Source organism: Pseudomonas sp. DR48 (assembly GCF_019823085.1).
Taxonomy (GTDB): domain Bacteria; phylum Pseudomonadota; class Gammaproteobacteria; order Pseudomonadales; family Pseudomonadaceae; genus Aquipseudomonas.
The window spans coordinates 4,076,264-4,103,077 of record NZ_CP081946.1 but is presented as its reverse complement, the minus strand read 5'-3'; the positions used below and the strand labels follow the sequence as shown (position 1 = coordinate 4,103,077).

At 56.7% G+C, this 26,814-nt stretch carries 28 protein-coding genes; 9 read left to right on the top strand and 19 right to left on the bottom strand.

Features of this window, described 5'->3' with window-relative positions; translation table 11 throughout:
* Positions 1-6: 6 nt before the first annotated feature.
* From K5K95_RS18535 to galE, 3 genes are all read right to left on the bottom strand, one after another.
* A complete protein-coding gene (locus K5K95_RS18535; RefSeq protein WP_222585492.1) occupies positions 7-1,062 on the bottom strand; it encodes a polysaccharide biosynthesis/export family protein in 1,056 nt (351 codons plus the stop codon).
* Positions 1,063-1,202: 140 nt separating this feature from the next.
* Positions 1,203-1,445 carry a hypothetical protein gene (locus tag K5K95_RS18530; RefSeq protein ID WP_222585491.1) on the bottom strand — a complete coding sequence of 81 codons (243 nt, stop codon included), beginning with the start codon at positions 1,443-1,445 and terminating at the stop codon, positions 1,203-1,205.
* 135 nt (positions 1,446-1,580) lie between these two features.
* A complete protein-coding gene (gene galE / locus K5K95_RS18525) occupies positions 1,581-2,603 on the bottom strand; it encodes a UDP-glucose 4-epimerase GalE (protein WP_222585490.1) in 1,023 nt (340 codons plus the stop codon).
* Positions 2,604-2,913: 310 nt separating this feature from the next.
* On the opposite strand from galE, the gene galU reads away from it, so the two are divergent.
* Both galU and K5K95_RS18515 read left to right on the top strand, forming a co-directional pair.
* Entirely contained in the window at positions 2,914-3,747 is an 834-nt protein-coding gene (galU, locus tag K5K95_RS18520; RefSeq protein ID WP_222585489.1) for a UTP--glucose-1-phosphate uridylyltransferase GalU, read from the top strand.
* A 54-nt stretch (positions 3,748-3,801) separates the two neighbouring features.
* Positions 3,802-4,167: a mannose-1-phosphate guanylyltransferase gene (locus K5K95_RS18515; protein WP_222585488.1), complete on the top strand. Its 366-nt coding sequence runs from the start codon at positions 3,802-3,804 to the stop codon at positions 4,165-4,167.
* Positions 4,168-4,170: 3 nt separating this feature from the next.
* On the opposite strand, the gene K5K95_RS18510 is transcribed toward K5K95_RS18515, so the two are convergent.
* The 8 genes from K5K95_RS18510 to K5K95_RS18475 form a co-directional block, all read right to left on the bottom strand.
* A complete protein-coding gene (locus tag K5K95_RS18510; RefSeq protein WP_222585487.1) occupies positions 4,171-5,316 on the bottom strand; it encodes an SGNH/GDSL hydrolase family protein in 1,146 nt (381 codons plus the stop codon).
* 38 nt (positions 5,317-5,354) lie between these two features.
* Positions 5,355-6,392 carry an acyltransferase family protein gene (locus K5K95_RS18505; RefSeq protein WP_222585486.1) on the bottom strand — a complete coding sequence of 346 codons (1,038 nt, stop codon included), beginning with the start codon at positions 6,390-6,392 and terminating at the stop codon, positions 5,355-5,357.
* A 12-nt stretch (positions 6,393-6,404) separates the two neighbouring features.
* Positions 6,405-7,508 carry a hypothetical protein gene (locus K5K95_RS18500; RefSeq protein ID WP_222585485.1) on the bottom strand — a complete coding sequence of 368 codons (1,104 nt, stop codon included), beginning with the start codon at positions 7,506-7,508 and terminating at the stop codon, positions 6,405-6,407.
* The gene (locus K5K95_RS18495; RefSeq protein ID WP_222585484.1) at positions 7,508-8,728 is read right to left on the bottom strand and encodes a polysaccharide biosynthesis C-terminal domain-containing protein; all 1,221 of its coding nucleotides are present in this window, start codon (positions 8,726-8,728) and stop codon (positions 7,508-7,510) included. Before K5K95_RS18495 ends, K5K95_RS18500 begins: the two co-directional genes overlap by 1 nt.
* Positions 8,725-9,837: a polysaccharide pyruvyl transferase family protein gene (locus tag K5K95_RS18490; protein WP_222590366.1), complete on the bottom strand. Its 1,113-nt coding sequence runs from the start codon at positions 9,835-9,837 to the stop codon at positions 8,725-8,727. Before K5K95_RS18490 ends, K5K95_RS18495 begins: the two co-directional genes overlap by 4 nt.
* A gap of 15 nt (positions 9,838-9,852) precedes the next feature.
* Entirely contained in the window at positions 9,853-10,935 is a 1,083-nt protein-coding gene (locus K5K95_RS18485; protein WP_222585483.1) for a glycosyltransferase, read from the bottom strand.
* A 101-nt stretch (positions 10,936-11,036) separates the two neighbouring features.
* Positions 11,037-13,265: a polysaccharide biosynthesis tyrosine autokinase gene (locus tag K5K95_RS18480; protein WP_222585482.1), complete on the bottom strand. Its 2,229-nt coding sequence runs from the start codon at positions 13,263-13,265 to the stop codon at positions 11,037-11,039.
* Between the two features lie 44 nt (positions 13,266-13,309).
* Positions 13,310-13,747, bottom strand: coding sequence for a low molecular weight phosphotyrosine protein phosphatase (locus K5K95_RS18475; RefSeq protein WP_222585481.1), 438 nt, complete (start codon positions 13,745-13,747; stop codon positions 13,310-13,312).
* 316 nt (positions 13,748-14,063) lie between these two features.
* On the opposite strand from K5K95_RS18475, the gene K5K95_RS18470 reads away from it, so the two are divergent.
* Complete coding sequence (locus K5K95_RS18470; RefSeq protein ID WP_222585480.1) at positions 14,064-15,032, top strand: glycosyl hydrolase family 5; 969 nt, start codon at positions 14,064-14,066, stop codon at positions 15,030-15,032.
* Between the two features lie 16 nt (positions 15,033-15,048).
* Here K5K95_RS18470 and K5K95_RS18465 read toward each other — a convergent pair whose 3' ends face one another.
* The gene (locus K5K95_RS18465) at positions 15,049-15,435 is read right to left on the bottom strand and encodes a hypothetical protein (protein WP_222585479.1); all 387 of its coding nucleotides are present in this window, start codon (positions 15,433-15,435) and stop codon (positions 15,049-15,051) included.
* Between the two features lie 339 nt (positions 15,436-15,774).
* Between K5K95_RS18465 and tal the strand changes: the two genes are divergently transcribed.
* Positions 15,775-16,701: a transaldolase gene (tal, locus tag K5K95_RS18460; protein WP_090182140.1), complete on the top strand. Its 927-nt coding sequence runs from the start codon at positions 15,775-15,777 to the stop codon at positions 16,699-16,701.
* A gap of 110 nt (positions 16,702-16,811) precedes the next feature.
* Here the strand turns inward: tal and rssC are convergent, their stop codons facing one another.
* Positions 16,812-17,294, bottom strand: a complete 483-nt coding sequence (rssC, locus tag K5K95_RS18455; protein WP_090182139.1) for an anti-sigma factor antagonist RssC — start codon at positions 17,292-17,294, stop codon at positions 16,812-16,814.
* Positions 17,294-18,475 (bottom strand): two-component system response regulator RssB, encoded by a 1,182-nt coding sequence (gene rssB / locus K5K95_RS18450; RefSeq protein ID WP_090182138.1) that lies wholly within the window; start codon positions 18,473-18,475, stop codon positions 17,294-17,296. Before rssB ends, rssC begins: the two co-directional genes overlap by 1 nt.
* Positions 18,476-18,750: 275 nt before the next feature.
* Between rssB and K5K95_RS18445 the strand changes: the two genes are divergently transcribed.
* Positions 18,751-19,050 carry a PilZ domain-containing protein gene (locus tag K5K95_RS18445; protein WP_222585478.1) on the top strand — a complete coding sequence of 100 codons (300 nt, stop codon included), beginning with the start codon at positions 18,751-18,753 and terminating at the stop codon, positions 19,048-19,050.
* Positions 19,051-19,108: 58 nt separating this feature from the next.
* On the opposite strand, the gene K5K95_RS18440 is transcribed toward K5K95_RS18445, so the two are convergent.
* Positions 19,109-19,798 (bottom strand): VacJ family lipoprotein, encoded by a 690-nt coding sequence (locus K5K95_RS18440; RefSeq protein WP_222585477.1) that lies wholly within the window; start codon positions 19,796-19,798, stop codon positions 19,109-19,111.
* Positions 19,799-19,997: 199 nt separating this feature from the next.
* Between K5K95_RS18440 and K5K95_RS18435 the strand changes: the two genes are divergently transcribed.
* Both K5K95_RS18435 and K5K95_RS18430 read left to right on the top strand, forming a co-directional pair.
* Positions 19,998-20,609, top strand: coding sequence for an HAD family phosphatase (locus tag K5K95_RS18435; RefSeq protein WP_222585476.1), 612 nt, complete (start codon positions 19,998-20,000; stop codon positions 20,607-20,609).
* A 109-nt stretch (positions 20,610-20,718) separates the two neighbouring features.
* Positions 20,719-20,982: a DUF4404 family protein gene (locus K5K95_RS18430; protein WP_222585475.1), complete on the top strand. Its 264-nt coding sequence runs from the start codon at positions 20,719-20,721 to the stop codon at positions 20,980-20,982.
* A gap of 110 nt (positions 20,983-21,092) precedes the next feature.
* Here the strand turns inward: K5K95_RS18430 and queF are convergent, their stop codons facing one another.
* Together queF and K5K95_RS18420 are read right to left on the bottom strand one after the other, a co-directional pair.
* Positions 21,093-21,923 carry an NADPH-dependent 7-cyano-7-deazaguanine reductase QueF gene (queF, locus tag K5K95_RS18425; RefSeq protein WP_222585474.1) on the bottom strand — a complete coding sequence of 277 codons (831 nt, stop codon included), beginning with the start codon at positions 21,921-21,923 and terminating at the stop codon, positions 21,093-21,095.
* Positions 21,924-21,984: 61 nt separating this feature from the next.
* Complete coding sequence (locus K5K95_RS18420) at positions 21,985-22,509, bottom strand: plastocyanin/azurin family copper-binding protein (protein WP_222585473.1); 525 nt, start codon at positions 22,507-22,509, stop codon at positions 21,985-21,987.
* Between the two features lie 155 nt (positions 22,510-22,664).
* Between K5K95_RS18420 and K5K95_RS18415 the strand changes: the two genes are divergently transcribed.
* Together K5K95_RS18415 and K5K95_RS18410 are read left to right on the top strand one after the other, a co-directional pair.
* Positions 22,665-23,345 carry a heavy metal response regulator transcription factor gene (locus tag K5K95_RS18415; protein ID WP_208672073.1) on the top strand — a complete coding sequence of 227 codons (681 nt, stop codon included), beginning with the start codon at positions 22,665-22,667 and terminating at the stop codon, positions 23,343-23,345.
* On the top strand, positions 23,345-24,694 hold the full coding sequence (locus K5K95_RS18410) for a heavy metal sensor histidine kinase (protein WP_222585472.1): 1,350 nt from the start codon (positions 23,345-23,347) through the stop codon (positions 24,692-24,694). The genes K5K95_RS18415 and K5K95_RS18410 overlap by 1 nt, the downstream gene beginning before the upstream one ends.
* Positions 24,695-24,817: 123 nt before the next feature.
* On the opposite strand, the gene K5K95_RS18405 is transcribed toward K5K95_RS18410, so the two are convergent.
* Together K5K95_RS18405 and lolD are read right to left on the bottom strand one after the other, a co-directional pair.
* A complete protein-coding gene (locus tag K5K95_RS18405; protein WP_090182123.1) occupies positions 24,818-26,062 on the bottom strand; it encodes a lipoprotein-releasing ABC transporter permease subunit in 1,245 nt (414 codons plus the stop codon).
* A gap of 66 nt (positions 26,063-26,128) precedes the next feature.
* A complete protein-coding gene (lolD, locus tag K5K95_RS18400) occupies positions 26,129-26,812 on the bottom strand; it encodes a lipoprotein-releasing ABC transporter ATP-binding protein LolD (RefSeq protein ID WP_222585471.1) in 684 nt (227 codons plus the stop codon).
* Positions 26,813-26,814 lie beyond the last annotated feature (2 nt).

Here is a 26,814-nt window from a genome sequence, read left to right as displayed (position 1 = left end):
CAGGCCTTATCTGCTGTTGGCTTCACTTAAATTGTTTTGTGCCGCTGCGCCCATACCGAGAATCGAGGCAGATGGCACCAACTGACTGATGAAGCGGTTCCAGCGGGTGACGTTGGCAGGGCCCACGTAGACAATGTCTTGCGGGCGAACATCGAAGTGAGTGGCGAGCGCCATGGCGGACGGCGACTCGGCTTGCAGCTGATAGATTTTTGCGGGTTCTGTATCGAGGTTTTCCACGCCCCGGATGACGTACACGGCATTGCCGTTCGACGTGGTCTGGTTCAGGCCGCCGACCGAGCCGATGACGTCAGACAGATTCATGGTGCGGGTCTTGAACGTCAGCGCGCGCGGCTGATTGACCTCGCCCATCACGTAGATCTTTTTGCTGTCGTTGTATGGCAGGTACAACTGATCACCGCCCTTGAGGTAGACCTTTTGCAGCTCGGCATTCTGTTGGCTGAGCGCATCCAGATTGAGCGGGTACACCCGCCCGTTGCGCGTCAATAGCAGCCCCGACAAGTCGGCATTCACCGGATCGATGCCGGCCGAGCCCAAGGCTTCGACCACATTGAGCGCATTGGTGGAAATCGCTTGCGGGCCGGCTTTCAATACGGCGCCCGAGACCACCACTTTCTGACTGGCAAAGCGCAACACCGCGACATCCACTTGCGGGTCCGAGATGAAGGTCGACAACTTCTCGGCGATATCGGATCGCAGTTGCTGGACGGTCTTGCCGGCGGCCTGGACTTCCTTGATGTAGGGGTAATAGAGCGTGCCGTCAGAACGAACCAGACGGCCGTTGGCATCGATTTGCTGTTGCGCCCCCGAGGGTGCGGTCAGTTCAGGGTGGTCCCACACCGTGATGTACAAGACATCGTTGTTACCGATGCGGTATTCGTCGGGCGGGGTCAACAACTCAGCGGGCAAGGACTCGTGTTTCTGCGTGGCCCTGTCCATGGCAATGAGCTTGGGGGTAATCGGAATAAGTTCGACCCGACTGCTTTCGCTGGCACCTTCGCGCGTAATCTCGCTGGTGCTCAGATGTTGTCCCGGCGAAAACATACAACCTTGCAAAGCAATACTTGCCAGCATTAAAAATGGAACACTACGAATCATAATGGCACTACGCTATTCAAGGGCAAACCCAAAACAAGATCGCCCAGTGTTAGCCGGGCAATCTTGAATGACACCTGCGATATTTATCAGTTACTTGTGCCGGTCGTCCCGGTAGTGCCCGTTGTCCCGGTGCTGCCAGTTCCGCCATTGGAACTTCCGCCGCTGTTGGACGCGGCTACTGCACCGGCCACCAATGCGGTGCTGGCCACCGCCGCTTGACCAGCCGTCACCTCACCCACAACTTTGGTGTCCAGTGTGAGTGCCTCTTCCGCGGCGAGTGCCCAGCCGCTCATCATGGACAACAAGGCACATAACATCATCTTTTTCATATCAAACTCCTTCCGGCGTGTTCTTTATATCTACGGACTTGCGGGCACTGTTTCCAGTCAATTTTCCCGACCTTAATTAACATCGCCGCCAGATATAACAATCGAGTGAAAAACACCCCGTTAAACCCACGCCCATCAGCCTTGATCGAGGTATCCCCGGGGATGCTTCGATTGCCAGCGCCAGGTGTCCGTCATCATTTCCTGCAAACTGCGCGTGGCCTTCCAACCCAGTTCCTTCTGCGCCTTTGAGGAATCAGCCCAACACTCGGCGATATCGCCCGAGCGGCGCGGCATCACGCGATAAGGGACTGGCCGCCCCGACGCCTGCTCGAATGCCCGAACCACCTGCAGCACGCTGTAACCGTCGCCGGTGCCGAGGTTCCAGACATTGATTCCGCTACGCGTCGAGATCGATTGCAGTGCCTTGAGATGCCCGTCCGCCAAGTCCACCACATGAATATAGTCGCGCACCCCGGTGCCATCGACCGTGGGGTAATCGTCGCCGAATATCGACAGCTCCTGCAGACTGCCGACGGCGACCTGACTGATGTAAGGCACCAGGTTATTGGGAATTCCGCTGGGATCTTCACCCATATGCCCACTGGGGTGAGCGCCGATCGGATTGAAGTAACGCAACAGCGCGATGCTCCATTTCGGCTCTGCTGCGCACAGGTCACGCAACACGTTTTCGATGATCAGCTTGGATTGCCCGTAAGGATTGGTGGGCGTGCCCGTGGGGAAATCCTCGCGAATCGGCATCTGTTCCGGCGCGCCATACACCGTGGCCGATGAGCTGAACACCAGCCGGAATACGCCGGCCGCGGCCATCGCCTGGCACAGCGTGATGCTTCCGCAGACGTTGGATTCGTAATACTCAAGCGGCTTGCGCACGCTCTCGCCGACGGCCTTTAGGCCGGCGAAATGCAGGACGGCATCAATGGAATGTTGCTGAAAAATCCGGTCCAGCAAGGGCCTGTCGCACACGTCCCCGTGAATCATTAACGCGGATTTTCCGCAGATGGCTTCTACCGCATGTAGCGCGGCGTCAGAGCTGTTGCACAGGCTGTCCAGCACGACCACTTCGAAGCCCGCTTCAAGCAGCGCAAGTGTGGTGTGAGAACCGATATAACCGGTTCCACCCGTTACCAGAATCTTCATAGAGCGGTCCATAGTGGGGTATTTAAGTGTTCAACTGTCCGCTGCCAGGCCTATAACTCCCGGCACATATCACACAGTGACGCCCACTACTTATTAGCATCTCACCCTAACTAACACTATTATCATACACCGACTAAAACTAACTAAACCAGCACAGACCCGACAACTAATAACATTTACAAAGTTACAAGTGTGCCACTAATTGCCATGAAACCACTGCTGGGGTATTAAAGTGCAAACGCTGTAATACATCGATATTCACAGTCCCGTCTTTCGCGTTCTGTGAACAATGACTTTCCAGGATATATCTATGATTCGTAAATGCTTGTTCCCCGCCGCCGGCTATGGCACGCGCTTCTTGCCTGCTACCAAAGCAATGCCAAAGGAAATGCTGCCGATCGTCAACAAGCCTTTAATTCAATACGCGGTTGAAGAAGCACGAGATGCCGGTTTGCAACACATGGCCATTGTGACTGGCCGGGGCAAACGGGCACTGGAAGACCATTTCGATATCAGCTATGAACTGGAACACCAGATTCGCGGTACCGAAAAAGAAAAGTTTCTGGCCGGCACCCGTGAGTTGATTGAAACCTGCACCTTCGCCTATACCCGCCAGGTCGAAATGAAAGGCCTGGGGCATGCGATTCTCAGCGGTCGCCCCTTGATCGGCGACGAACCCTTTGCCGTGGTGCTGGCAGACGACTTGTGCCTGAACCTGCAAGGCGACGGCGTCCTGGCGCAGATGATCCAGCTCTACAAAAAATTCCGCTGCTCGATCGTGGCCATTCAAGAAGTCCCCCATGACCAGACGCACAAGTACGGCGTCATTGCCGGCGAACTGATTTCCGAAGGGATCTACCGGGTCAACAGCATGGTCGAGAAGCCGGCCCCTGAGGACGCCCCCTCCAACCTGGCAATCATCGGCCGCTACATTCTGACCCCGGACATCTTCGACCTGATCGCCGACACGCAACCTGGCAAGGGCGGCGAAATCCAGATCACCGACGCACTGATGAAGCAGGCGCAAAATGGCTGCGTGCTGGCCTACAAATTCAAGGGCCTGCGCTTTGATTGCGGTGGTGCGGAAGGCTATATCGACGCGACCAATTTTTGCTATGAGCAGTTGTATCTCAACGGCCTTTAAGCACTGTTGACCCTGCGCATCCGTCATCAAATCCATTCACCCAGGCAGGCCACTATGACCACCGCAAAACGCTCGGCAGACATCAAACCGAAGGCGAGCAACTTCGCAGTGATGGCCTGGCTGGGCACCAGCCTGCTGGTGGAGCGCATCGGGGTGTTTCCCTCGTCGGGCGATCTCCTTCGCCCGGTCAAGGAGCTGCTTCCCCTGCTCGCTCACCTCAAGAGCCTGTACGTTCACCAGGCGCTGGATATCGAGGAGCACAACGGACTTAAAATGATATTCAACGACTGGCGATTCCGGGTTCGTCCCCACGACAGCGACCCGGTTGTCGTGATCACGATTGAAACGCGCTGCGATGCGGATCTGATGCCGCTGAAAACCGCAGAGCTGCTCAGTCATCTGGAGCATTTTGAGCGGTGACGATTATTTCAAACCGCCAGCGCAGCCCTGCTCCTCGAGCCCACCGACGATCAGTCGATAAAGATGATCGGCGATCAGCCGGCCGCCCGAACCGGGGATGGGATGTATCTTGTCCGGACCGATCATCGGGGTCGGCCCGTCGCTGGCATAGCGTTTGAAGTCAGGACCGAATGCACACTGCAAACTCAAATACGTGATGGTTTGCGAACGCGCCCAGGGTTCCAGCACCCGGGCATAATCCGCCATCGGATAGGCACTGGAGCGCGTGGTGTCCTGACGCAGAATCACGTTGATGCTCGCCGCCGGATGGATCTCGCGAATCATCCGCACCAGCCCTTTGATGTTCTCCAGATAGTCCTGGGGCTTTACGCCGAACCCCTGATCGTTACCCCCCAACATAATCAGGTAAACGTCCGCTGGTATCTTTGAAACGACTGCCTTCCACTGGGTTTGCCACTGGCGGTCATCTTTATAAAAGTCAGCGGAAGTGGCGCCGGAAGCAGCGAGTTTGGAGACCCTGACGCCACCGCGATTATTGGCCAGCCACAAACCGAACAACGTCGGCGCACCCTTCACCACTTCGAGCCTTAACGCCCAATCAGCACTGGCGGGGACGCTCAATTGCACTTCCTGAACCCCGGAGCCCGCCATCGTCAACGCCTGCCAGGGGTCTGAAGGTGCCCACCGATAGCGCAACTCATTGGTTTTGCCGTCGCCCAGATAGAGCAATCTGGCTTGGGCAATAGAGGTATCGATGACGGCCGTTCGACTGGAATCCACCTCAAGCCACGCCCCCACCTGGCCGGTCACAGTGCGGCTGTCCGGGCTCGCCTGGCCAAGCCTGGAAACGTCCCAATCACCACTGAAGTACTTCTCGCTGCTGCGGGTGTATTTGACGTTGGTACCGCCGAGCGCAGCGCCATGGTTGAACCCGACATAACCGGGTCCGGCGAAACCGAAATCCTTGGCCAGACGTTGAGTCAGGGTGTTCAGATAAAAGTCCTGGCCGGCGCTGTAGCTGTCGCCAATCACCGAAATGTCCAGCACCTCCCCCGCATTACCCTTGCCCAGCCCGGCAAGCCGTTCACTGGAACTGCGCACCTCGACAACCGGAGCCGGCACGGGACGCACATCATCGACATAGGCCATTGGCTCATTCCTCTATCAAATCACCCGCTGAATGCTGCTCAGGATTGAGACACTTTCAGCTCGGGTGTTGGCGTCTTTTTGCCGCTCGCGCGCTCACCCAGAAACAGCACGGACGTCAGGGCGAAACGACTGAACACGTTCGACAACAGCACCGGCCCCAACAGTCCGCAGAGCACACCTCCGATAACCAGGACGCTGTCGTCGGTAATGCCCAGACGACCGAACGCGAACCGTGAACTGGCCGCAAACAACACGTGAAACAGGAAGATCGCGTAAGAGTATCCGCCCAGCCAGATCAGCGCTTTTGAACGCATGTCACTCGACAGCAGCGCCACGCAGGACGCACAGCCGACAAGCAATCCGACAAGGCTTCTGCGATCGACGATCAGTTCGCGGTCCACCGCAGCAATGTAGAGCAATGCGATGGAGATCAACACAAACACCACCGGCCCGATCACTTTGAGCGATTGCTTTATGACCGCGACCTTCTCGTGGCAGATCATTCCCGTGACGAAAAACGGCAGCAAATAGAACGCGCCATTGATGCCAAACGCATCGATCGCGAAAGGCGGCAACAAGAACGCCACCGCTGAAAAGAAAAACAACAGGTACAGCCGCGTCATCGTTTGCAACAGACCACGCCACTGCAGAAAACCGACAAACATGAAAATGATGAACACCGCCTGCAAGAACCAAAAATGGTTGACCGGCAGATAAAACGACAACAACGCCTGGATTAAACCGACGTCCTTGTTCACACCCGGCGCGACAGCCTGCAACACCGAAAATGGAACACCGACAAAAAACAACGGCACGATCAACCGCCTCACCTTGCCTGTGCAGTAAGCGGAAAAGTCATTGCCCCTGATTTTGTAGATGGAATAGATGTAGCCCGATATGAAGGTAAACAGCGGCATCCGGACGTACACCATCGAATCAGCCAGCACTCGAAACGGCGACCCCAGGTCTATTTTCAATCCACCGCCCAACGGCCCGATCACGTGATAGAGCACCAGCAGCAAACACGCCAGGCCTCTGAGGGTTTCTATTTCCAGCGACTTCTTCTTGCTTTGCATACAGCCCAAACCTCAGTTCAAGACCCGTGATTCAACCGGCCCGGGGTTTCTTGCGCGTAACTGCAGCCCCAGCCCCAGAAAGAGCACCGGCACCACCATGGAGAAATGTCGTGCGAACGAACCGAAGTCAGGCTCGAACAAGCCCTGCACCAATAAGAACGACAGTGGGATCGCAATCAGCTCTTTGACTTTCGGTTCGATGATCGAGCCCTTGAAGTGACTCGCCGTCATCATTTTGAAGATCAACAACGAGGTCATCATCATCAGCACGACAAAGATGATCTGGCCCAGGCCAGACAACAGGATCAACTCCACCGGGAACGACAGCCTGAAAAAAATGCTCATCGAGTCCACGGCCTGGGAAACGAAGTCACCGCCGCTGAGCCACGACACAATCAATGACTTCGAGCCCTCCTCCCCGAGAGTGCGCTGTTCGTTGTTACTGGCGCGAATCGACGACACCGAATAACCGACCAGCAGTTGAATCGAGGTGGCAATCACCAGGTAGAACATGAACAACATCACGAAAAAGCTGAAGCGCGATACACGCTTCTTCATCACGCACACACCGACCCAGACCAGCGAAAACAATATCCAGTAGGGCCGAATCAGCACGCCATAGAACAGCGCAGAAAGAAAAAAGCCCGCCCGGTATCGCTTCGAAAAGGAAAAAAACAGGATGGCGATGACCGCCACCGACACAATGATTTCCTTGGTCAGGTTATCCAGAAAAAACGACCTGACCACGCCCCACAGGCACAGGGTCAGAAAGATCGTCAGCGGTATTCTTCTGAAGATGAAGATCGGAATAGACGTCAGGAACAAGTTGCACAACATGCCGTAGGCCCACGCGTTGTCCAGGTTGATCCCGGTGGGTCGCAACAGGTACGCGGAACATTCGTAGGAAGAACGGTCTGGCGAAAACGGATTCCAGAAGTTGCAGTTGTCCGAGCGAGCGTAGGACGTCCACAAAGTCATCGCATCAGGACCCGGATCGCGGTGCATCAACAGCGGCATCGCAATGGACAGGAAAAGACCGCAAAACAGAATCAGGAAGGAAATGGACGAATCCAGTTTTCTGCCGCGAAACTCGATGGAAGGCAGGGATAACGCCATTACACAGTCCCCTTCGTCCGGGCAAACCGAGTCAGCAACGCAATAACGACCAGTTGCACCGTAATCGAAAAGACATTGCCCCACGCCGCGCCATAGATTGAATAGTGCTTGATCAGCACGTAGCTGACGGGCAGCGAAATCACCAGGCAGATCGCCGCACTGGCCAATGACACTCGACTGTTCTTCGAAGCGATAAGGCCTCCCCAAACGATGTCGCCAATGGCACGAAGCGCAAACGAAAAAATCAGGACCGCTAAAATCCGGTTGTCCGGGCGCGGAACAGCTACATCCACATAATCCAGCAGGATGTTGAAAAAGGCGTAGATCGCCACCGCCACAGCGGCGGAAACCACCAACGAACGCAGCACCCATTGATTCAGGAACAACTGCCGAACCGTCAGCGCCTGTGGATTATTCTTGTAGCGCTTGGCGAGCACGGGAATGCCGACGACAGCAACAACCGCGTAGGACAGCGCTTGCAGGGTGTTGGCGGCGGACCAGGAATACACGTACTTGCCGAGGCTGGCGTAGGGCTCGATGTCCAGAATAAGAAAGCGCTCGGCGTATTGGCTCAACGCGATCAAACCGCCGCCCAGATAAAAAGGCAGCCCGGCTTTCCAGACGGACACCGTGGTGACGGTACTGACCTCCCGCTCCCGGTGAACGTTAACCACAATGAAGTAGCCGGCCAGGATCACCAGCACGTTGGTGACTACCCACAACCACAGCACGCTGGCGATGGAAGACACGACGCCCGTCATGAGTCCGCCTACGGCAATGAGCGCCCAGAGCCCGGTTTTTATGAAGAACAGCAACGCGCCCCAGTTGGCTTTTTGTGCGGAAAAGACAAACGAATTGATTTCGAACGACAGATGCTCGGTGAGCAACAACAGCGTCACGCAAGCGATCAACGCGGCACTCGCCTCGACATTGCTGATCAGCGAGTAAAGCGTGACCGTTACCACCGACAACAACAGACCCACCGCCAGGTACAAGATCAGCACCTTGTCGAGGACACCTCGCGAACTGCCGCCGACACTGATCAGCCGGTTGATCTCGGAACTGAACCCGACGCTGTAAAACTTCGAGGCTATCAGTGAGGCCGCCACCACGACGCCGTAAAAACCCAATGCGTCGTAGCCCAGATAATGAGTAATGGCCAACACCAGCAAAAACTTGGCACCGAGTGCGCCGCCCCGCAGCAACAGCCGGAATATCATCGAACAATCCCTTTGATGATAGTGTCCATCTGCAGCGTTTTGGCTTCGATTTCCTTACAGGTGTCCGTGAGTCTTTTGCCGAATCGGCTCAGCGCATTCGGCGCATAGACAGTGTCGATGATGGTGTCGACGTTGATGTCTGCGCCGTTGATCACCCAGTCTTCCACGCCCATGTCTTCATAGGCGCCAAAGCCTTTGCGCTCATAGCTGATATGAAATGCCGGTACGCCGGCCAGCAGCGACTCGATGGCGCCGTGCAGCCTGACGGAAATGACCAGGTCGGGCTGATACTTGGCCAGCGTCGCCTTCAACGGCAGCAGATCCTCGGTGATACCGAGTTCACGATAAAACGCCCCGTCATCGTTGCCGCGCACGGCGCTTTGTACGGCGCACACCACTTTGCTCTTGGCCCGCAATCGCTGCAGAAGAAGTTTCAGATTGGCCACGTAGCCGACTTTCTTGTCTTTGCTCCATTGTGGCGGTTTGCGTAACACCACGCAAACCACGGCCGGCGACGCTGCACAGCGGGTGAACTTGGGTTGCAGCAGGATCTTCTTGGCCAACGCCTGGACCGCCAGATCCGGCGCGCGATACACGTTTTCATGGGCCGCGAAAATGGCTGAAGAACGGTTGTCGCGGACAAACACTGCATCGGCGCTGGCGTAGTGCTCTACGATCTTGCTGCTCTGGCCATGGAACGGACCGATACTCTGCGGCAGGTAAACCGACGGCACCTTGCTCAAGATCGCCGTCTCGAGTTGCTTGGCATGCCCCAGTTTCAGCTTGATATGTTCAAAGACGCTTTTGGAGCGCATGTACCCACCGCCGACCCCGACAATCAAATCACAGGTGCTCAACAGATCAGCCAGCGCGGTGTAAGACTGGTTGAGAAACACGGCTTCCTTGACCCGGCCAAATCCTTTAGCCGCCATGACAGGCGCGTCATACCGCTTATAGGGAAGATAACTGAATGATTTGGGGTCCGACGCAACTACGTTGATTAAAGTGTCAGGCCCGAAATTTCGCAGCACCAAGGCGATTGCCAAATCCACGAGAAGGCCATCGCCCGAGTTGGACGCACTGTAGCCATGCAAAATAGTTACGTTCATCATCTTGATTTCTACTTAATAGGTTTGAGCGGAATACACGTCGTAGGTTTGCTGAATCATCAAGGTCGCACTGAACCGCTCGCGCACTTTCTTGCGGCTTTCGGTCCCGAGCTCGAACAATTTTTGCTTTTTGATGTTCAGTAGAATGTTGGCCAGCGCCTGGTAATCGCCCGTCGAAAACAAGTAGCCGGTGATGTTGTCCGTCACCAGCTCAGGCAGCGAAGTGCAGTCACTGGCAATCACCGGCACGCCCATGGCCATGCCCTCAAGCGGCACCATGGCAAAGCCTTCCCAACGACTGGGCACAATCAGGGCATCGGCGGTTTTATACAGCTCGTTGACTTCAGCAGGCGTTACCCAAGGCAGGTATTCCACGGCATCGATAGCCGGGCATTCGACGGACTCTTCATTGACAGCACTGCCCACGACCGTAAGCCGCAAGTCCGTTCGCTCGACTTCAGCAAACGCCTTCAGCAGGACATCGAAGCCTTTCTGATAGTCGAGTCGCCCCACGAACAGCAGCTGAATGTCCGTGCTCTCGCCAGACTTGTTCTCATCGCTTCTGTAATGAATACCGTTGTAGATCAGCTTCATCCGGTGCCGGTCGATACCGAACGAAGCTGCCTTATCCATTTCGTACTGGCTGACACAGATAATGACGTCGGTGACTTTTTGCAAAAGCCGCTCGATCAGCGAATACACTTTCTGTTTGACCGGAGAGCTCTCCATCAAGAAAGAAAATGCATGTGGGCAGTAGATGATTTTGGGTGCACGCCATGGGCGCATGACCAGACAGACACACCGGCCAATGACCCCGGAGAATGTGCTGTGCAGGTGCACGACATCCGGTTTTTCCTTGAAGATCACACGGATCAGTTGCCAGGCAAACCGCAGGAGGGAGATCACATCCCGCTTGTTCCTGGAGAAGGTCCTGATGTCTTTTTCATCAATACCGTGCAGTTCTTTTTTCTGATCGAACGGGATCAGATACACCAACTCGTATTGACGAGCGTCGCCCTCGGGCGGCGTCGATATCGTACGAATGACTGTTGCCACTCCGCCCTTAATCGTTTCGGCCACGTGCAGTATTTTTTTCACAATCTACCCATCTCCATGATCGTAGTCGCAGGCGATAAAGCGCTGAGCGTGGGTATGTTTCACCCCACGCTCGGTCAATTACCTGGCAGATAGAAGTCGCGTCACGCCTTGTCAGAGGCGTATTCATAGTTGTAATAGCCATAGCTGCTATTACCGTAATAACTGGACGCCCGTTTCTCGACGCCATTGAAAATGGCGCCCTTCAACTCGATGCCGTTTTGAGCAAACCGGCGAATGGTCAGCTCGATCTCTTTGGCCGGATTAACGCCAAAACGCGTCACGATCAGATTGATGGCGGCTTCACGTCCGACAATGGCTGCATCGGTGACAGCCAAAAGCGGCGGAGTGTCGATGATGACCACGTCGTAGCGTTCGCTGAGTTCCGCCATCAGCTCTCGGAAGTTGGCATGCATCAGCAGTTCCGAAGGATTCGGCGGTACTTGGCCACGACTGATGAAGTGCAGGTTTTCGACCTCCAGCTTATTGATCGCCTGGTCCAGACTGCAGCGTTTAACCAACAGGTCCGACAAGCCGTTGTTGATCGGGGTCGCCAGCGTCTTGTGCAAATGACCTTTACGCATATCCGCATCGATCAGGATGACCCGCTGCCCGCTTTGAGCCATGACGGCGGCGAGGTTAGAGGAGACAAATGTCTTGCCGACCTGAGGGCTCGGGCCGGAAATCATGATGCGATTGTTGGTCGCGTCCAGCCCCGCAAAATGCAAACAGGTTCGCAGGCTGCGTATCGATTCGATGGACAAATCGGTGGGGTTACGCAGCGCCAATAGAAAGCCTTGATTAGCACTACCGTCGGCCAGCCGGAGTTTCTTGGTGTCCTCTTCCTGCTGTAACGCGCTGTACGGAATAGAGGCGTAAACAGGCAGCCCAAGTTGCTCGATGGCTTCGGGCCCTTCAAGTCCTCGGCTCAGCGATTTGCGTACCAACACCAGGGCGACGCCGACAAACGCTCCCAGAAAAGTCGCTATAAGCACGATCAGGACTTTACGTGGCTTGACCGGGGTGGTGATGTCGACATCCGCCGTATCAATGAGCCGCGCATTGCCGACTGCACCGGCCCTCACGATGTCCAGCTCCTGGGATTTGTTCAGAAGTTGGGTGTAGATCTGCGTCGCCACTTCGACATCACGGGTGAGGTTCAACAACTCTTGTTGCGTCGCCGGCAGATCCTGAACCTTCTTCTCCAGTCCACGGCGCTGGCTGTTCAAATCGCCCATCTGAGCCATCAAGGCGCGGTAAGCCGGGTGCTCGCGGGTGAATTTACGATCCAGGTCGGCTTGCTGCAGCTTTAAATCCGAGAGGCGCGTATCCAGCACCACAATCTGTTCCAGGACAGACTTGGTTTCCAGGGAGATATTCACGGTGTTGCCGCGAGTCTGATAGCTGTTGAGCGCGTTGCTGGCTTTGACCAGATCGTCTTTGACTTGAGGAAGCTGTGCCTGCAGGAAGTCCAGGCTCTGCGCCGCCTCGGCAGACGTGCGTTGCACGTTCTGCTGCACGTACAGGGTCGATATCTTGTTGAGTATCTTCACCGCCAGGGCGTAGTCGGTGCTGGCCAGGGCGAGGCTGATGATGCCCGACTCCTTGCCTTGCTCGGAGACATCCAGCGCGTCCTGGTAACTTTGAATGGTGACGATACGTGAATTGCGCACCACCTCGAATTTCGTCCCCGGGTTGGCGGCCATACCCGTTACGAGCACCTCGACGCCGTTCTCTGCAGCGGCAACGCCTGCGGTACCGCTGACTAACAAACCGCCGTTGTCATCAAACAGCTGGAATCGGTTTTGCTCACCGGCAATCAGCATCAGCTTCTTGCCCAGCAACTCATCGGGCAGTTTGAGCCGTTCGATTTCAAGGCGCTCACCGCCCCAGGCAAAACTGCTCAACCCAAAGCGTGCAGGTGACACCGGTTGATCGGGAGCACTTTTATAACGACGCGCCAGAAAGCCGCCAATCACGGGAAAAGTGTTGGGCGTGACCACAATATCCAGGCGCAGATCATCGACCGTTTTACCAATGACCGCGCGGGACTTGATGATGCCAATCTCGGTAGCCGCCGGCGATTGCCCGCCAAGCATGCTGCTGATATCCGAGAAGCCCAGCATGTCGTTCTTTTTCGGCTCGACCTGTACCAGGGCGTTCGCCAGATACACGGGCGGCGATAAAACCGAATACGCGGCACCGGTCACCATGAACGCACCGGTGATAGCACCTATTAACCATTTATGGTCAATCAATGTGCCGAGTAAACCGAGAAGATCAATCTCGTCTCTATCTTTATCCCGGGTGCTGATTACTGACGGTAACTGCATAAGGTCTATTCTTTTACCAATATTGCTAATCTGAAAATCATCCATTAACGTCCGAGGCGCTGCGCCCATGAGCAAACAGCCTCTTCAATCAATGCATGGGCATGGACAAAAGCAGCTTTTCCCTGACGATACGGATCCTTTATTTCGCGCTCACGCTGCCACTTCCCCAGCAGAAACACTTTGCCTCTGGCATGTGATGCAATATCGAGCACGCGTTTTACATGCTCTTTTTCCATGACCAGAATAAGGTCTGATTCATTAACGATGGCCGCTGTTATCTGCCGTGCTTTGAAGTTCGGCGCAGCGCGTCCATGTTCTTCCAGTACCGAAAGTGCATCGGGCTCCATAGACTCGCCCACCCGCGCGCCAAGGCCCGCAGAGGTCACTGAAATTGAAGGTTCCAGCGCATTGCGCAGCAACATTTCGGCTGTGGGGCTTCGGCAAATATTGCCTACGCAAACGACAAGAATTTTTTTAAACAAGGCTACTCTTCCCGTTGTAGTGTCGAATCGGCCAATGTGCAGCGGGAGTTGAGTGAACCCATAAGATCGTCCCGCAGTCAGCGCTGGATCCATCATGAAATTACAAGTGTATTAAATACCACGCCCCATAAAAAACGCCCAACCAGAATAACTGGACCAAAAATAACAACAGCATGTCCGCCATTATTTATCCGACAAAAAATAACAACGGTATGTTTTAAGTAAGCGATTAGGGGTATGGCTGTATTGATTGTTCGATGTTACTTTCATTCGACTAACACCGGGACGATACACTTGATTACCAGGAAAACTGCCAATGACCTTGACGCGCTTTCGACTGATGACGACTTCCATGCTCTTTCTATGCGCCGCCAGTCCTGCTTACGCCGCGCAGCCTTTTGCAACGCTGGCGAAAGACGACAAGACAATAGGCGTTCAGGTAAAAATCCAAAGCTTCACCGCTAAAGATGCCCAACAGATCAAAGCCTCGGGGTTTGGATTCGTGCGCCTTGGCGTATGGACCAACAGCTTGGGCACCCCGTCGTATCAACAGCAGATCAGCGAAGCCTTCGCCGCCGCCAAAACCGCTGATCTGCCGGTATTGATGACCGTGCGCTCAACCAAACCCTTGACCAGTACGACAAACAGCAGTGACAGCGATCTCGCCGCGGCAGGTGAGGCATTCGCCCGCTCGGTCATCAGCCTGGACAACGCATACAGCACGCAACTTGTCGCCATCGAAATATGGAATGAACCGGACTTGCCGAAATATTGGCCGACTCAAGACTTCGAAGTAACGTTTGCGCCCTTCATGAACGCTGTGTGCAGCGGGCTGCAAAAACGCGACACTTCAACCCCGCTGATCGGCTTTGGATTTGCAAAGGCACCTGCCCAGGGCTCCAAGGCTACCGTCGCACTGAACAAAATCATCAATGAACACCCCAAGTGCCTGAGCGCGGTGTCCTATCACCCCTACGGCATGTCGAGCGCGCAAATCAGCAATGCTCAAGCTTTCATACTCGACAACTTTCATCTGCCGGGCGTCATCAGCGAATGGGGCGTGCCATCGCTCAGCTCCATTGGCGGCGCCACCGGGCAAGCCTCTCGAATCACCCAATTCATCAGCGACACCCGAAAACTGAACATACCGCTGACGTCTATTTATGAATGGAAAAACAGCGATTCCGGAGGCAATGATCGCGAGAGAAGTTTCGGAATCTTGTCTTCGGACGGGACTTCAAAACCCGCGGCCACCGCCGTCAAGTCGCTATTAAAATCACACTAGTCAATCAGTGCCCCTTCTATTGGAGAGGGGCCTCTTTGTCCAACTGCGAATAACGCTCGATATCCATCGCCAGCGATGCCTCCACCAGCGCATCAAACAGAACGATTTGCGCTTGGAAACGCTGGTCTTGCTTGAATGTCTGCGCGTCGTTCATTTGCTCGATCAACACATGGGAGACCTGGATGGGCGCGCTGGATTCCACGCGCTTCAGCCAGAAGGGAATGAGGGCTGCGCCTTTGACACTCCCCATCTGCAGCAAACCCTGCATGTTGTCCGGATGGTGTTGCCGGGAAACTTCCATCAACGCTTCAAAAACGTCGGTCAGTTTTTTCAAGACATAACCCAGAATAAGGTTATCGACGACCTCCACACTGACGCACGCTTGTTGCTCCTGTGAAGCCATGTTCCGATCCACTGCGTCCATTTATCAGCAGCACATTACACGGCATCCGCACGCCTCTATTTGACATCTTATAACGTCTGCACCCGACCCTTTTTAACAGCGCAAAAGGCTCAAATTCAGGCATCAAAGTGGACGCACCGGCGCTGACCGAGCGATGCCAACGGTCAATCGCTTTGAACCTGTGTCGTGTTTTGGCATCGTATTATCACTACCGTGCCCCGCCTTTCAAACATCCGTTTTGCGGATGTTGCCGCCGGGACCCATCGATACGTACATGCGCCCTTGAGTGGCTGTCAGCGCTCGGGTAATGTCATTAGACCCATAGGACAGAGCACGCCCATGACTTCCAAGCTGGAACAACTCAAACAAATGACTACCGTAGTTGCCGACACCGGCGACTTCGAAGCTATCGCTCGCGTTAAACCCGTGGACGCTACCACCAACCCTTCCCTGCTGCTCAAAGCCGCAGCCATTTCCGGTTATGCCGAGTTGTTGAACGCCTGCGTTCACGACTGCAAAGGTGATGTAGGCCTGGCCAGCGACCGTTTTGGCGTCGCCGTCGGCCAGGAAATCCTGAAGGTCATACCGGGTCGCATTTCCACCGAAGTGGATGCACGCTTGTCGTTCGACACTGACGCCGTATTGAAGCGCGCGCACCGTCTGATCGAGTTGTATGACAAAGCAGGCATTGGCCGCGACCGCGTGCTGATCAAGATCGCTTCCACCTGGGAAGGCATCCGCGCTGCCGAGATCCTGGAAAAAGAAGGCATCCAGACCAACCTGACGCTGTTGTTCTCGTTTGCCCAGGCCGCCGCGTGTGCCGATGCGGGCGTGTTTCTGATTTCGCCCTTTGTCGGTCGTATCTACGACTGGTACAAGAAAGCCAACGGCAACGACTACACCGGCGCGGATGATCCGGGCGTGCAGTCGGTGACGCGCATCTACAACTATTACAAGGCCAACGACTACAAGACCGTGGTCATGGGCGCAAGCTTCCGCAACCTCAATCAGATCGAGCAGTTGGCCGGGTGTGATCGCCTGACCATCAGCCCGGATCTGCTGGAGAAACTGGCGGCCGACACCGGCAAGCTGGAGCGCAAACTGGCGCCGGGTCATGCCGGCGAAGCGCGTTTGAGCTTGAATGAAGCGCAGTTCCGCTGGTTGTCCAACGAAGATGCGATGGCGACCGAGAAGCTGGCAGAAGGTATTCGTCAGTTCGCTCGCGACCAGGAAAAACTCGAAGCATTGCTGCAAGCCAAGCTCTGATCGAGTAAGGCAAACGCAAAAAGGGCGAACCTTGACGGGTTCGCCCTTTTTTATGCGTTGGTTTTGAGGCTGTCATGCAGCCTAGGGAGAGCTTGCTCCCTCGCCAGACGTCAGTGGCGCTCGAGAGCGTTCACCAGGTCATGAAACGCTTCACGATTGGAGTCGTTCAGGCCCATGAGGATCTTGTGCGCCTCCAGCACTTTGATTCGCACCACTTCTTCGGACTGGTCCTGATCCGGCAAGTCGGTCAGGCACTCAGGGCACGGAATCGGGCGGTCAACAATGTTGAACACTTGCTCGAAGCCCATGGACTCCAGCAGACGCGTGATGTCTTCGTGGGTGGTGACGACGGTCGGCAGCAGGCCAACCTTTTGCCGCGACAGGATCGACAATTTAGCCAGCAGGCCAAGGGTGGTGCTGTCGATGCTGCGGGTTTCGGTCAGGTCGATCACGATCGCGTTGAAGTTCAACGCCGTGAAGATCCGATCAATAGTCGCATCCAACGCCGAACACAGGGTCAGGCGAACTTCACCGACGAACTTCAGGACGAAGGTGCCGTCCTGCTCGGCGAACTGGATTCTACCGGTACTCATTAAAGATTCCTGCTCAACACCAACAGGGCGATATCATCCGGCATCTCCCCTAGCGTGGCCAATCCAAAAACCTGCCGCAGACCATCCAGGCTGCCGCCCGCTGCCTTGACCCGTTGGGGCAAAGCCGCCTCTTTTTCTTTGAGTGTCGGTTCTGGCAAAAGGTCCAAAATGCCATCGGACATCAGCGTCAGGCTGAACGTCGGCGGCAGCTCCAGTACGTGGTCTTCGTAGGTGGCTTCATTGAAGAGGCCCACCGGCAGGCCACGTCCTTCCAGATAACGAACACTGTCTGGCGTGTACAACACTGGCAACGGCAAATGACCACCGATGCTATAGGTCAACAAACCTGTCTCCTCGTCGATGACTCCACCGACCATTGTGACGTGTTTACCCAGCTTACAACTGATCAGGCCCCGGTTGATATGACCAAGAACCTCTGAAGGCTTGAATTCCGGCAATGTACCGCTGCGCTTGGACTCGAACAGCAAGCGCGTGGTCATGAACTTCAGCAGCACAGTGACGAAGGCTGAAGAGGCGCCATGACCGGAAACGTCCGCCAGATAGAACGCTACCCGACGCTCGTCGACCCGAAAGTAGTCAACGAAATCACCCGACAGGTACAGCGACGGGATGATCTGGTGAGCAAACTGGAACTCATCGATGGTCCAGGGACTGACCGGCAGCATGTTCATCTGCACCTGGCGACCGGCGTTCTGGTCTTCCTGGAGCAGGTTCAGGCTGGCGGCGAGCTCGCGGTTGGCTTTTTCCAGCTTCTCGCGGTAGCGCTGGTTTTCCACCAGCAAGCGTGCGCGATCCAGGGCCCGGCGCACAGAGTGCTCGAGCACAGCCAGATCTTCGAGAGGCTTGATCAGGTAGTCCGCCGCGCCCAGGCGCAAGGCCTCGACCGCGTCGTTCATCACCCCGGCACCCGACACCACGATCACCGGCGTTTGCGGTGACCGCTCAGTGACCTGACGAATGAGTTCGAGACCGCCCATCTGCGGCATGCGCAGATCGCAGATGACCAGGTCGGGCTTGTCTTGCTCGAATACCTGAAGACCCTGCTGACCGTTACTGGCCTGCAGGACACTGAAACCACTGTCTTCCAAATAGGCCGCGAGGCTCGCGCGCACTACTTCGTCATCATCGATTATCAGCAGCGTGGCACTGGTTTTTGGCATGTGGGCAAACGGCGCCAGAATTAGGTTGGCGTAGCAGGCGGGGCTGTGGCCCGGCTCACACTACTGGATTCGCTTTCTAGCCTCTCTGTCGCACCATTTTCGAGCATCCGCCCTACTCACAGGTTCACCAGAGGTGCCCTTCTAAGGCGCAGACGGTACTCCCATCCGCGGGGCGTTTCAAGCTCACGCCGATGGTCGCTTGACGACTTTACTTGTCAAATCACCGGGAGTTATAAGAACAGACAAAACCGTAACCCAATGGAAGGATGGAGCCCATGCGTCAAACCGATCGGGACTACAGCGAAAAGCGCGATTTCATCCGCATGCGGGTCGATGCCGATGTGTCGCTGATTCATGAAGGCGATGAGGTGCCAGCTGTCTGCATCGACCTTTCCAGCAGCGGCATGCAGGTCGAAGCGCCGCGTTCGTTCAGGGTTGGAGACCGGCTCAGCGTGCGTATCGATTCCGATCACGCGGCACTCAAAGGGCTTGAGGCTGACACAGAGGTGGTGTGGGTGAAGGAACAGGACGGAGGCAGTCAGAAACTCGGGCTTACAATCTTGAAGATGAAATAACCCCCCAAACGCAAAGAAGGCGGCCAACTGGCCGCCTTCTTCGTTTTACAAGTCGAGATCAAAAATCGTCGACGACCTTGCCGTCTTTGACTTTGAATTCGCGGTTCTGCAAATACGCATTGCGAATGAAGGTGTATTTGTCACCGGTGATCAACTTCTCGCTCGACAGCAGACTGGCGCGGGTGTCGACAATGTTCAGACCGAAGACCGAGTTACGCACAGGCACATCGTTGATGTACGGGTATGGGCCGGTGTAGTTGTCGACGACCTTGGATGGCGCATCACGCAACGTGCTTGGGCCCAACAGCGGCAGCATCACGTACGGACCGCTGCCAACGCCCCAATACCCGAGGGTCTGGCCGAAATCTTCGTCGCTGCGATTCAGGCCCATTTTGGTGCCCACATCGAAGAAGCCCAGCAGGCCGAAAGTGGTGTTGAAGATCAGGCGAGCCGTATCGACGCCAGCGGCGGCTGGTTTGGCCTGCAAAATGTTGTTGGCAAGGTTGGTGACATCACCCACGTTGCGAAACATGTTGTGGATGCCGTCTTCCAGAAACTGCGGCGTCACGAACTCATAGCCTTGAGCGATAGGCTTGAGTGCATAGGTATCGACGAAGTCGTTGAACTGGTAGATCGGACGGTTGACGCTTTCCCAAGGGTCTTCTTCCGTAGCAGCCTGGGCTACGAACGGAACCAGCGTTACGCTGGCACACACACAAAACTGAGCTAGATAATTGCTCCAGCGCATAGAAAACTCCTTGGATTATACTGGCACGGGCACATGAGCCCAGGCGTTAAGCTGGGCAGTATAAGACGGAAACGCCGATTTAGGCAGCCTCACCGCAACAGGCTACAGATGATTCTTCTGAATCGGGAGCGGTTCACCTGCCTGTCACGCAACTGTCATGGACGGCACCTAGCCTTGTGGCTATTTCAGGGACGTTGATATGCCGCACGCCAACACCTTGCCCCTCGCTGCCCCCAACCTGACCGCCGTGTTGTTCGGCCTCAGTGGTTGCCTGGTGGATTTCGGTGCCCGGACGCGTCACGGCAGTCTCGCCCCCGAGCATGCCGAAGCCACGCCCGGCGCGCTGGACAGCCTCAGCAGCTTGCAGCGTCAGCAGATTCCGTGTGCCTGGCTCGACGAATTGCCCCTCACCCACTCGCTGGCCGCTGCCCTGCCTTCGTGGATCAAATCTTCGCAACACCTCGCAACGAACGCTCCCTGGCCAGCGCCGAACGCTTGCTGGCAGGCGCTGATGGCGTTGAACGTCGGGCAACTGGATGGTTGCGTGCTGGTCAGTGGCGAACCTCGCTTGTTGCAGTCAGGCCTGAATGCCGGGCTGTGGACCATCGGCCTGGCCTCCTGTGGCTCGCTCTGCGGACTGGCACCCAATGAGTGGCTCGCCTTGAGCCCGAAAGAGCGCGAACACTTGCGTGGCCAGGCGACGGTGCAGCTGTTCAGCCTCGGCGTGCACTCGGTGATCGATCACCTGGGCGAACTCGACACCTGCCTGGCGGATATCAGCCTGCGTCGGCTAAAGGGCGAAAAGCCCTGACTGAGATCATGCAGGTTGCGCGCGAGTGGATTAATCTAAAGGTCAGCCATAGACCTTTGGCGCGCTGCCGCGGTCTATGCCAGTGCCTATCGATAAAAGGAAGAACGTCATGCCTGCCCGCGAACTGCAAGAACAGCTCAACACTCTGCGCGAGCAATTGGAACAGAATCCGCCGCTGACGGAAGCCGAGCGCGCCGACCTGCACGCACTGATGCAACAGATCGAACTGGAGATAGAGCTCGAAACCAAAACCCAGGACTCCAGCCTCGCCGACAATGTGAACCTGGCCGTCGAGCGCTTCGAAATAGAGCACCCTACCCTTGCCGGCACCTTGCGCAACATTGTGCAAGCCTTGGCCAGCATGGGGATTTGAACCCACCAGATGCAAAAAAGCCCCGCTATCGCTAGCGGGGCTTTTTCATATCCGTGATTTGCAATGCAATCCCCTGTGAGAGTGAGCCTGCTCGCTCCCACATCGGCTGCTTATTGACGGACCAGGCGCTGGTTCGGCAGTTGCACGTCTTCGGTACTGCGATACGGGTTGATGTCCAACCCACCACGGCGCACATACCGCGCGTACACGGTCAGTTTCTCGGGTTTCAGCAAGCGCTGCAGGTCGAGGAAAATCCGCTCCACACACTGCTCATGGAAGTCCGAGTGCTGGCGGAAGCTGACGATATATTCCAGCAGACTCGCGTGATCCAGCGCCGCGCCACGGTACTCCACCGCCACGCTGCCCCAGTCCGGCTGGCTGGTCACCGGGCAGTTGGATTTGAGCAAGTGACTGTGCACGCTCTCTTCCACAATGCGCGATTGATCGCAGCGCAGCAGCTCAGGGCGTGGGTGCTCGTAATTGCTGACGCTGATCTCCAGATCGTCGATGCACACGCCCGGCAACGCCACGACACCTTCGGCTTCAACCTCCTTGAGGCTGCGAATACGCACGCCCACCGGTTTGCCGGCAGCTGCCGACAGGTCTTTCACCAGGGTTGCTTCAAGGGTGGCGGTATCGGCGAACGGCGTCTGGTTCAAGGAGTTCAGGTACAGCTTGAACGACTTCGATTCGATGATGTTCGGCGAATCCGCCGGAATGCTGAATTCACCAATCGCCACCACGGGTTTGCCGGACGGCAGCAGCCACGACAACTCGAAGCAGTTCCAGAAATCCACACCCTTATACGGCAGGGTTTCAGCGGTCAGGCCCAGCTCCGCCCATTTCGCGGTGCGCGGGATCGGGAACAGCAAAGACGGCGTGTAAGTGGCGATGTATTCGCTGGATTTGCCCAGCGGCGAGTGTTCGGCTGCGGGATGCATGGCGGAAACCTGACTGAAGAATCAGCGGATTCTACCAGCCTTTGCTCCCGCCTTTGAGTGCTTACTGACTGACAGTCAACTTACCGACCATGCCAGCCTGATAGTGACCTGGAATATTGCAGGCAAATTCCAGGTTGGTGGCCTTGGTAAAAGTCCAGGTCAGCTCGGCTGTCTTGCCCGGCTCAACGAGGACGCTGTTGGGATCGTCGTGTTTCATCATTCCATGGTCCATGCCCGCCATCGAGCCGTGGTCCATTTCCTTCATGCCGGTCGGCGTGAGCATGCCGCTCTGCTGCATCTTCAGCATTTCCTGCTGGTGCCTGGCATGCATCGCCGCATCGCCGAGGTTGAATTCGTGCAACAGCTGGCCTTTATTCACCAGGACAAAACGCACGGTCTCACCGGCCTTGATATCGATGGCCTTGGGGGTGAAAGACATATCACCCATCACCACCTCGACACTGCGGGTCGCCTTGGACGCCGGGGCCGGTTGACCGAAATCGTAGGTCGACGCAGGCGAGGCCCATACCGGCGAGCTCAGCGCCAGCAAACAGGCGGCCAGCAACAGCGGTTTGCGCAAAAACATAGTCGTACTCCAACAAGATAAGGTTCAGCCTGTGGAAAACTCTAAACTGCTACCACTGCCCGCAAGCTGACAGCCAGATTACAACTTTGTCAGGTTGACCTGTACTAACGCTGCCCACGGTATAAAGCGTTCGTTCCACTTGCCTTGAGTTGCCCATGAAACTGCTGATTGTCGAAGACCAACCGAAAACCGGCCACTACCTGCGCCAGGGCCTGACCGAGGCCGGCTTCAATACGGAACTGGTGGCCGACGGCAACACCGGACAGCAATTGGCGTTGAGTGGCGATTACGCGCTGTTGATCCTCGACGTGATGCTGCCCGGGCGCGATGGCTGGCAGATTCTGCAAGCCGTGCGCGGTGCCGGTCTCGATACGCCGGTACTTTTTCTGACCGCGCGAGATGCGGTGGAGGACAGAGTCCATGGCCTCGAACTGGGGGCCGACGACTATCTGGTCAAGCCTTTCGCCTTCTCCGAGTTGCTGGCCCGGGTCCGCAGCCTGTTGCGCCGTGGCAGCGCTTCGCCCCAGGAAACCAGCCTGCAACTGGCCGATTTGCGCCTGGACCTGATCCGGCGCCGGGTCGAGCGAAGCGGTCAGCGCATCGACTTGACCGCCAAGGAGTTCGCCCTGCTGGAAATGCTCCTGCGGCGCCAGGGTGAAGTGCTGCCCAAGTCGCTGATCGCCTCTCAGGTCTGGGACATGAATTTCGACAGCGACACCAATGTCATCGAAGTCGCGATCCGTCGTTTGCGCCTGAAGATCGACGATGAATTCCCCAACAAGCTGATTCACACCGTGCGCGGCATGGGTTATGTCCTTGAAGAGCGTCCCGCCTGATGCGCCGGCTGTCTTTGAGCAGTCGCCTCGCGCTGTTGTTTGCCGCGTGCACCGCCGTGGTTTCACTGTTCGCCGGGGTGCTGTTCAGTCGCGCCAGCGAGGCGCACTTCGTTGAACTGGACCAGCAGTTGCTGGACGGCAAACTGATTGGCCTGCGCCGGGCACTTCACGACATTCAATCGAGCGAAAGCGAAATCAGGCTGGCCGATGAATTGAGCCGACAAGCTGATTTGTCGCTGCGGATCACAGGCAGCGACGGCAAGCGCTGGTATGACAGCTCGACAGGTTTGCCCGAGGACTTGCCACATCAGCCGGGCCTGTCGACGGTCAGCGACGAAGGCACGGACTATCGCGTATTGAATGCTCCGCTGTATCCCGACAAGCCCGACTCGCCACAACTGACCCTGCTGCTGGACATCACCCATCACCAGCATTTTTTACAACGCATGCAGCACCTGATCTGGCTGACCGTGGGCTTGTCAGCGCTGGCCACGGCACTGCTTGGCGCATGGGCGGCGCGCAGCGGGTTGCGGCCGTTGCGCAGGATGAGTGCGATTGCCAGCGGCGTTTCGGCGCAATCGCTGAATGCCCGGCTGCCCGAAGAGAACATGCCGTCAGAACTCACGGAATTGGCCCACAGTTTTAACGCCATGCTCGGACGCCTGGACGATTCCTTCCAACGGCTCTCGGCGTTTTCCGCCGACATTGCCCATGAACTGCGCACCCCGCTGTCGAACTTGCTGACCCACACCCAGGTCACCCTCACCCGCCCGCGCGCCCTGGAGGATTACCGCGAAGCGCTGCACAGCAACCTCGAAGAGCTGCAATGGATGGCGCAACTGGTCAACGACATGCTGTACCTGGCCAAGGCTGACCATGGGTTGCTGACGCCCAATCGAGAGCCATTGGAGCTGGCAGAGGAAGTGGATGTGTTGCTGGAATACTTTGCGCCGCTGGCCGAAGACGCCCGTGTGATGCTGAGCCGTGAAGGAAGCGCGCACATGGAGGGCGACCGAAGCATGCTGCGTCGAGCGCTTTCCAACCTGCTGGATAACGCGTTGCGCTGTACCCCCGCCGATGGCGAGATTCGGGTGCGGATTGCCGATCAGCTCAATGGTTTGAGCCTGACGATCGAGAACAGCGGAGATGGTATTGACCAGGCGTTGCTGCCGCGCTTGTTCGATCGCTTCTACCGCGCTGATCCGGCGCGCCAGGAAGGCAGTAGCGAACATGCGGGATTGGGGCTGGCGATCACCCAGTCAATCATCCGTGCCCATGGCGGGCAGATTCATTGTGAGTCGGATAAGGGATGGACGCGGTTTGTGATTGAGTTGCCGAAGGGGGATTGAGGCCAGCGGCCTCAGGCCTCTTCGCGGGCAAGCCCGCTCCCACAAGGTCCGGAGTCGTTCACAAATTTGTGGCTCAACCCGGTCACTGTGGGAGCAGGCTTGCCCGCGATGAGGTCTGACAGATTACGAATACCGCAACGCAGTTGCCGGTTCGACTTTCGCCGCCCGCCACGCCGGATAAACCGTCGCCAAAAAGCTCATGATGAAACCGGCGGAGCAGATCAACAAGACATCCCCGCCCTGCAGTTCCGAAGGCAGATTGCTGACGAAATACACATCAGAACTGAAGATGTGCTGCCCGCTCACCCGCTCCATCCAGCCCACCAGTGCACTGACGTTCAGCGCGGCAATCACGCCAAGCACACCGCCAATCAAGGTGCCGACAATCCCGATCACCGTGCCCTGCACCATGAAGATCGCCATGATCTCCCGGGGTGTCGCGCCGATGGTGCGCAGGATCGCGATGTCCGCGCCCTTGTCGTTCACCACCATGATCAGGGTTGCAATGATGTTGAACGCGGCCACGGCAACGATCATCAGCAACAGCAGGCCGATCATGGTTTTTTCCATCTTCATCGCACTGAACAGGCTGCCCTGGGTGTGGGTCCAGTCGTCAGCCTTGTAAGCCGTGCCCAGTGCGCCGGCAATATCGCTGGAGACCTTCGGCGCGGCGTACAAATCCTTCACCGCCAGGCGCACGCTCTGCACCTGATTCGGCTGCCAATGCTGCATCTGCGCGGCATCGGCCATGTGGATCAACGCCATCGAACCGTCCAGTTCGGCGCCCACCTTGAACACGCCAACCACGTTCAGCCGCTGCATGCGCGGGGTGATGCCACCCGGCGCGGTGCTGACTTCCGGCACGATCAAGGTGATCTTGTCGCCGACATTCAAGCGGAAACGTCGCGCGGTGATCTCGCCGATCACCACGCCGAATTCACCTGGCTTCAAAGCCTCGAGACTGCCCTGCACGATGTGCTTGGCAACAATCGACACCTTGCCTTCCAGTGCAGGATCGACGCCGCTGACCTGGATCGGCTGCATCGTGCCCTTATAGGAGAGCATGCCTTCCATTTCAGTGAACGGCACGGCGGCGGTGACTTCCGGGTTTTTCATCGCGGCGGCGGCCACCGGCTGCCAATCGTCAATCGGATTGACGCCGACGATGGTCGCGTGCGGCACCATGCCGAGGATGCGTGAGCTCATTTCGCGCTGGAAGCCGTTCATCACCGATAGCACCACGATCATCGCCAGCACGCCAAGGGCGAGGCCGATCATCGAGGTCATCGAGATGAAGGAAACGAAGCGATTGCGGCGCTTGGCGCGGGTATAGCGCATGCCGATAAAGATCGATAACGGTCTGAACATTCGCTGGGGCACCGTATAAAAATAAAAGACCCGACGCACTGTTCAGTGACGTCGGGTTTCGGCCAGTCAGATAGGGGTCAGGCAACCTTCCTGCAAATGCAGGACGCGATCCATCTGACGGGCCAGGTTCATGTCGTGAGTCACCACCAGGAACGCCGTGCGCATCGAGGTGCTGAGCTCCAGCATCAAATCCTGAATGCCCTGGGCGGTGTGGGAGTCGAGGTTGCCGGTCGGCTCGTCGAGCATCACCAAGCCCGGCTTGTTCACCAGGGCGCGGGCGATGGCCACGCGCTGACGTTCGCCGCCGGACAACTCGGACGGTTTGTGTTCCAGGCGATGGCCCAGCCCTACCCGCTCCAGCAATGCCGTCGCACGCTGACGCGCTTCCGGGATCGCCGTCTTGCAGATCAGCAACGGCATGCAGACGTTTTCCAGTGCGGTGAATTCCGGCAGCAAGTGGTGGAACTGGTAAACGAAACCCAGCGACCGGTTGCGCAACAGACCGCGATTCTTCTCGCTCAGGGCCGACAGCTCTTCGCCGTCGAGCCAGACGCTGCCCTTGGTTGGTGTGTCGAGACCGCCCAACAGGTTAAGCAACGTGCTTTTGCCCGAACCGGAGGTGCCGACAATCGCCACGCGCTCACCCGGGTGCAGCTCCAGTTGCAGCCCTGCCAGAACTTCTACCGACTCCGGGCCTTCCTCGTAGGATTTGCCCAGGTTGCGGCAGCTCAAGATTGCTTTATCACTCATGC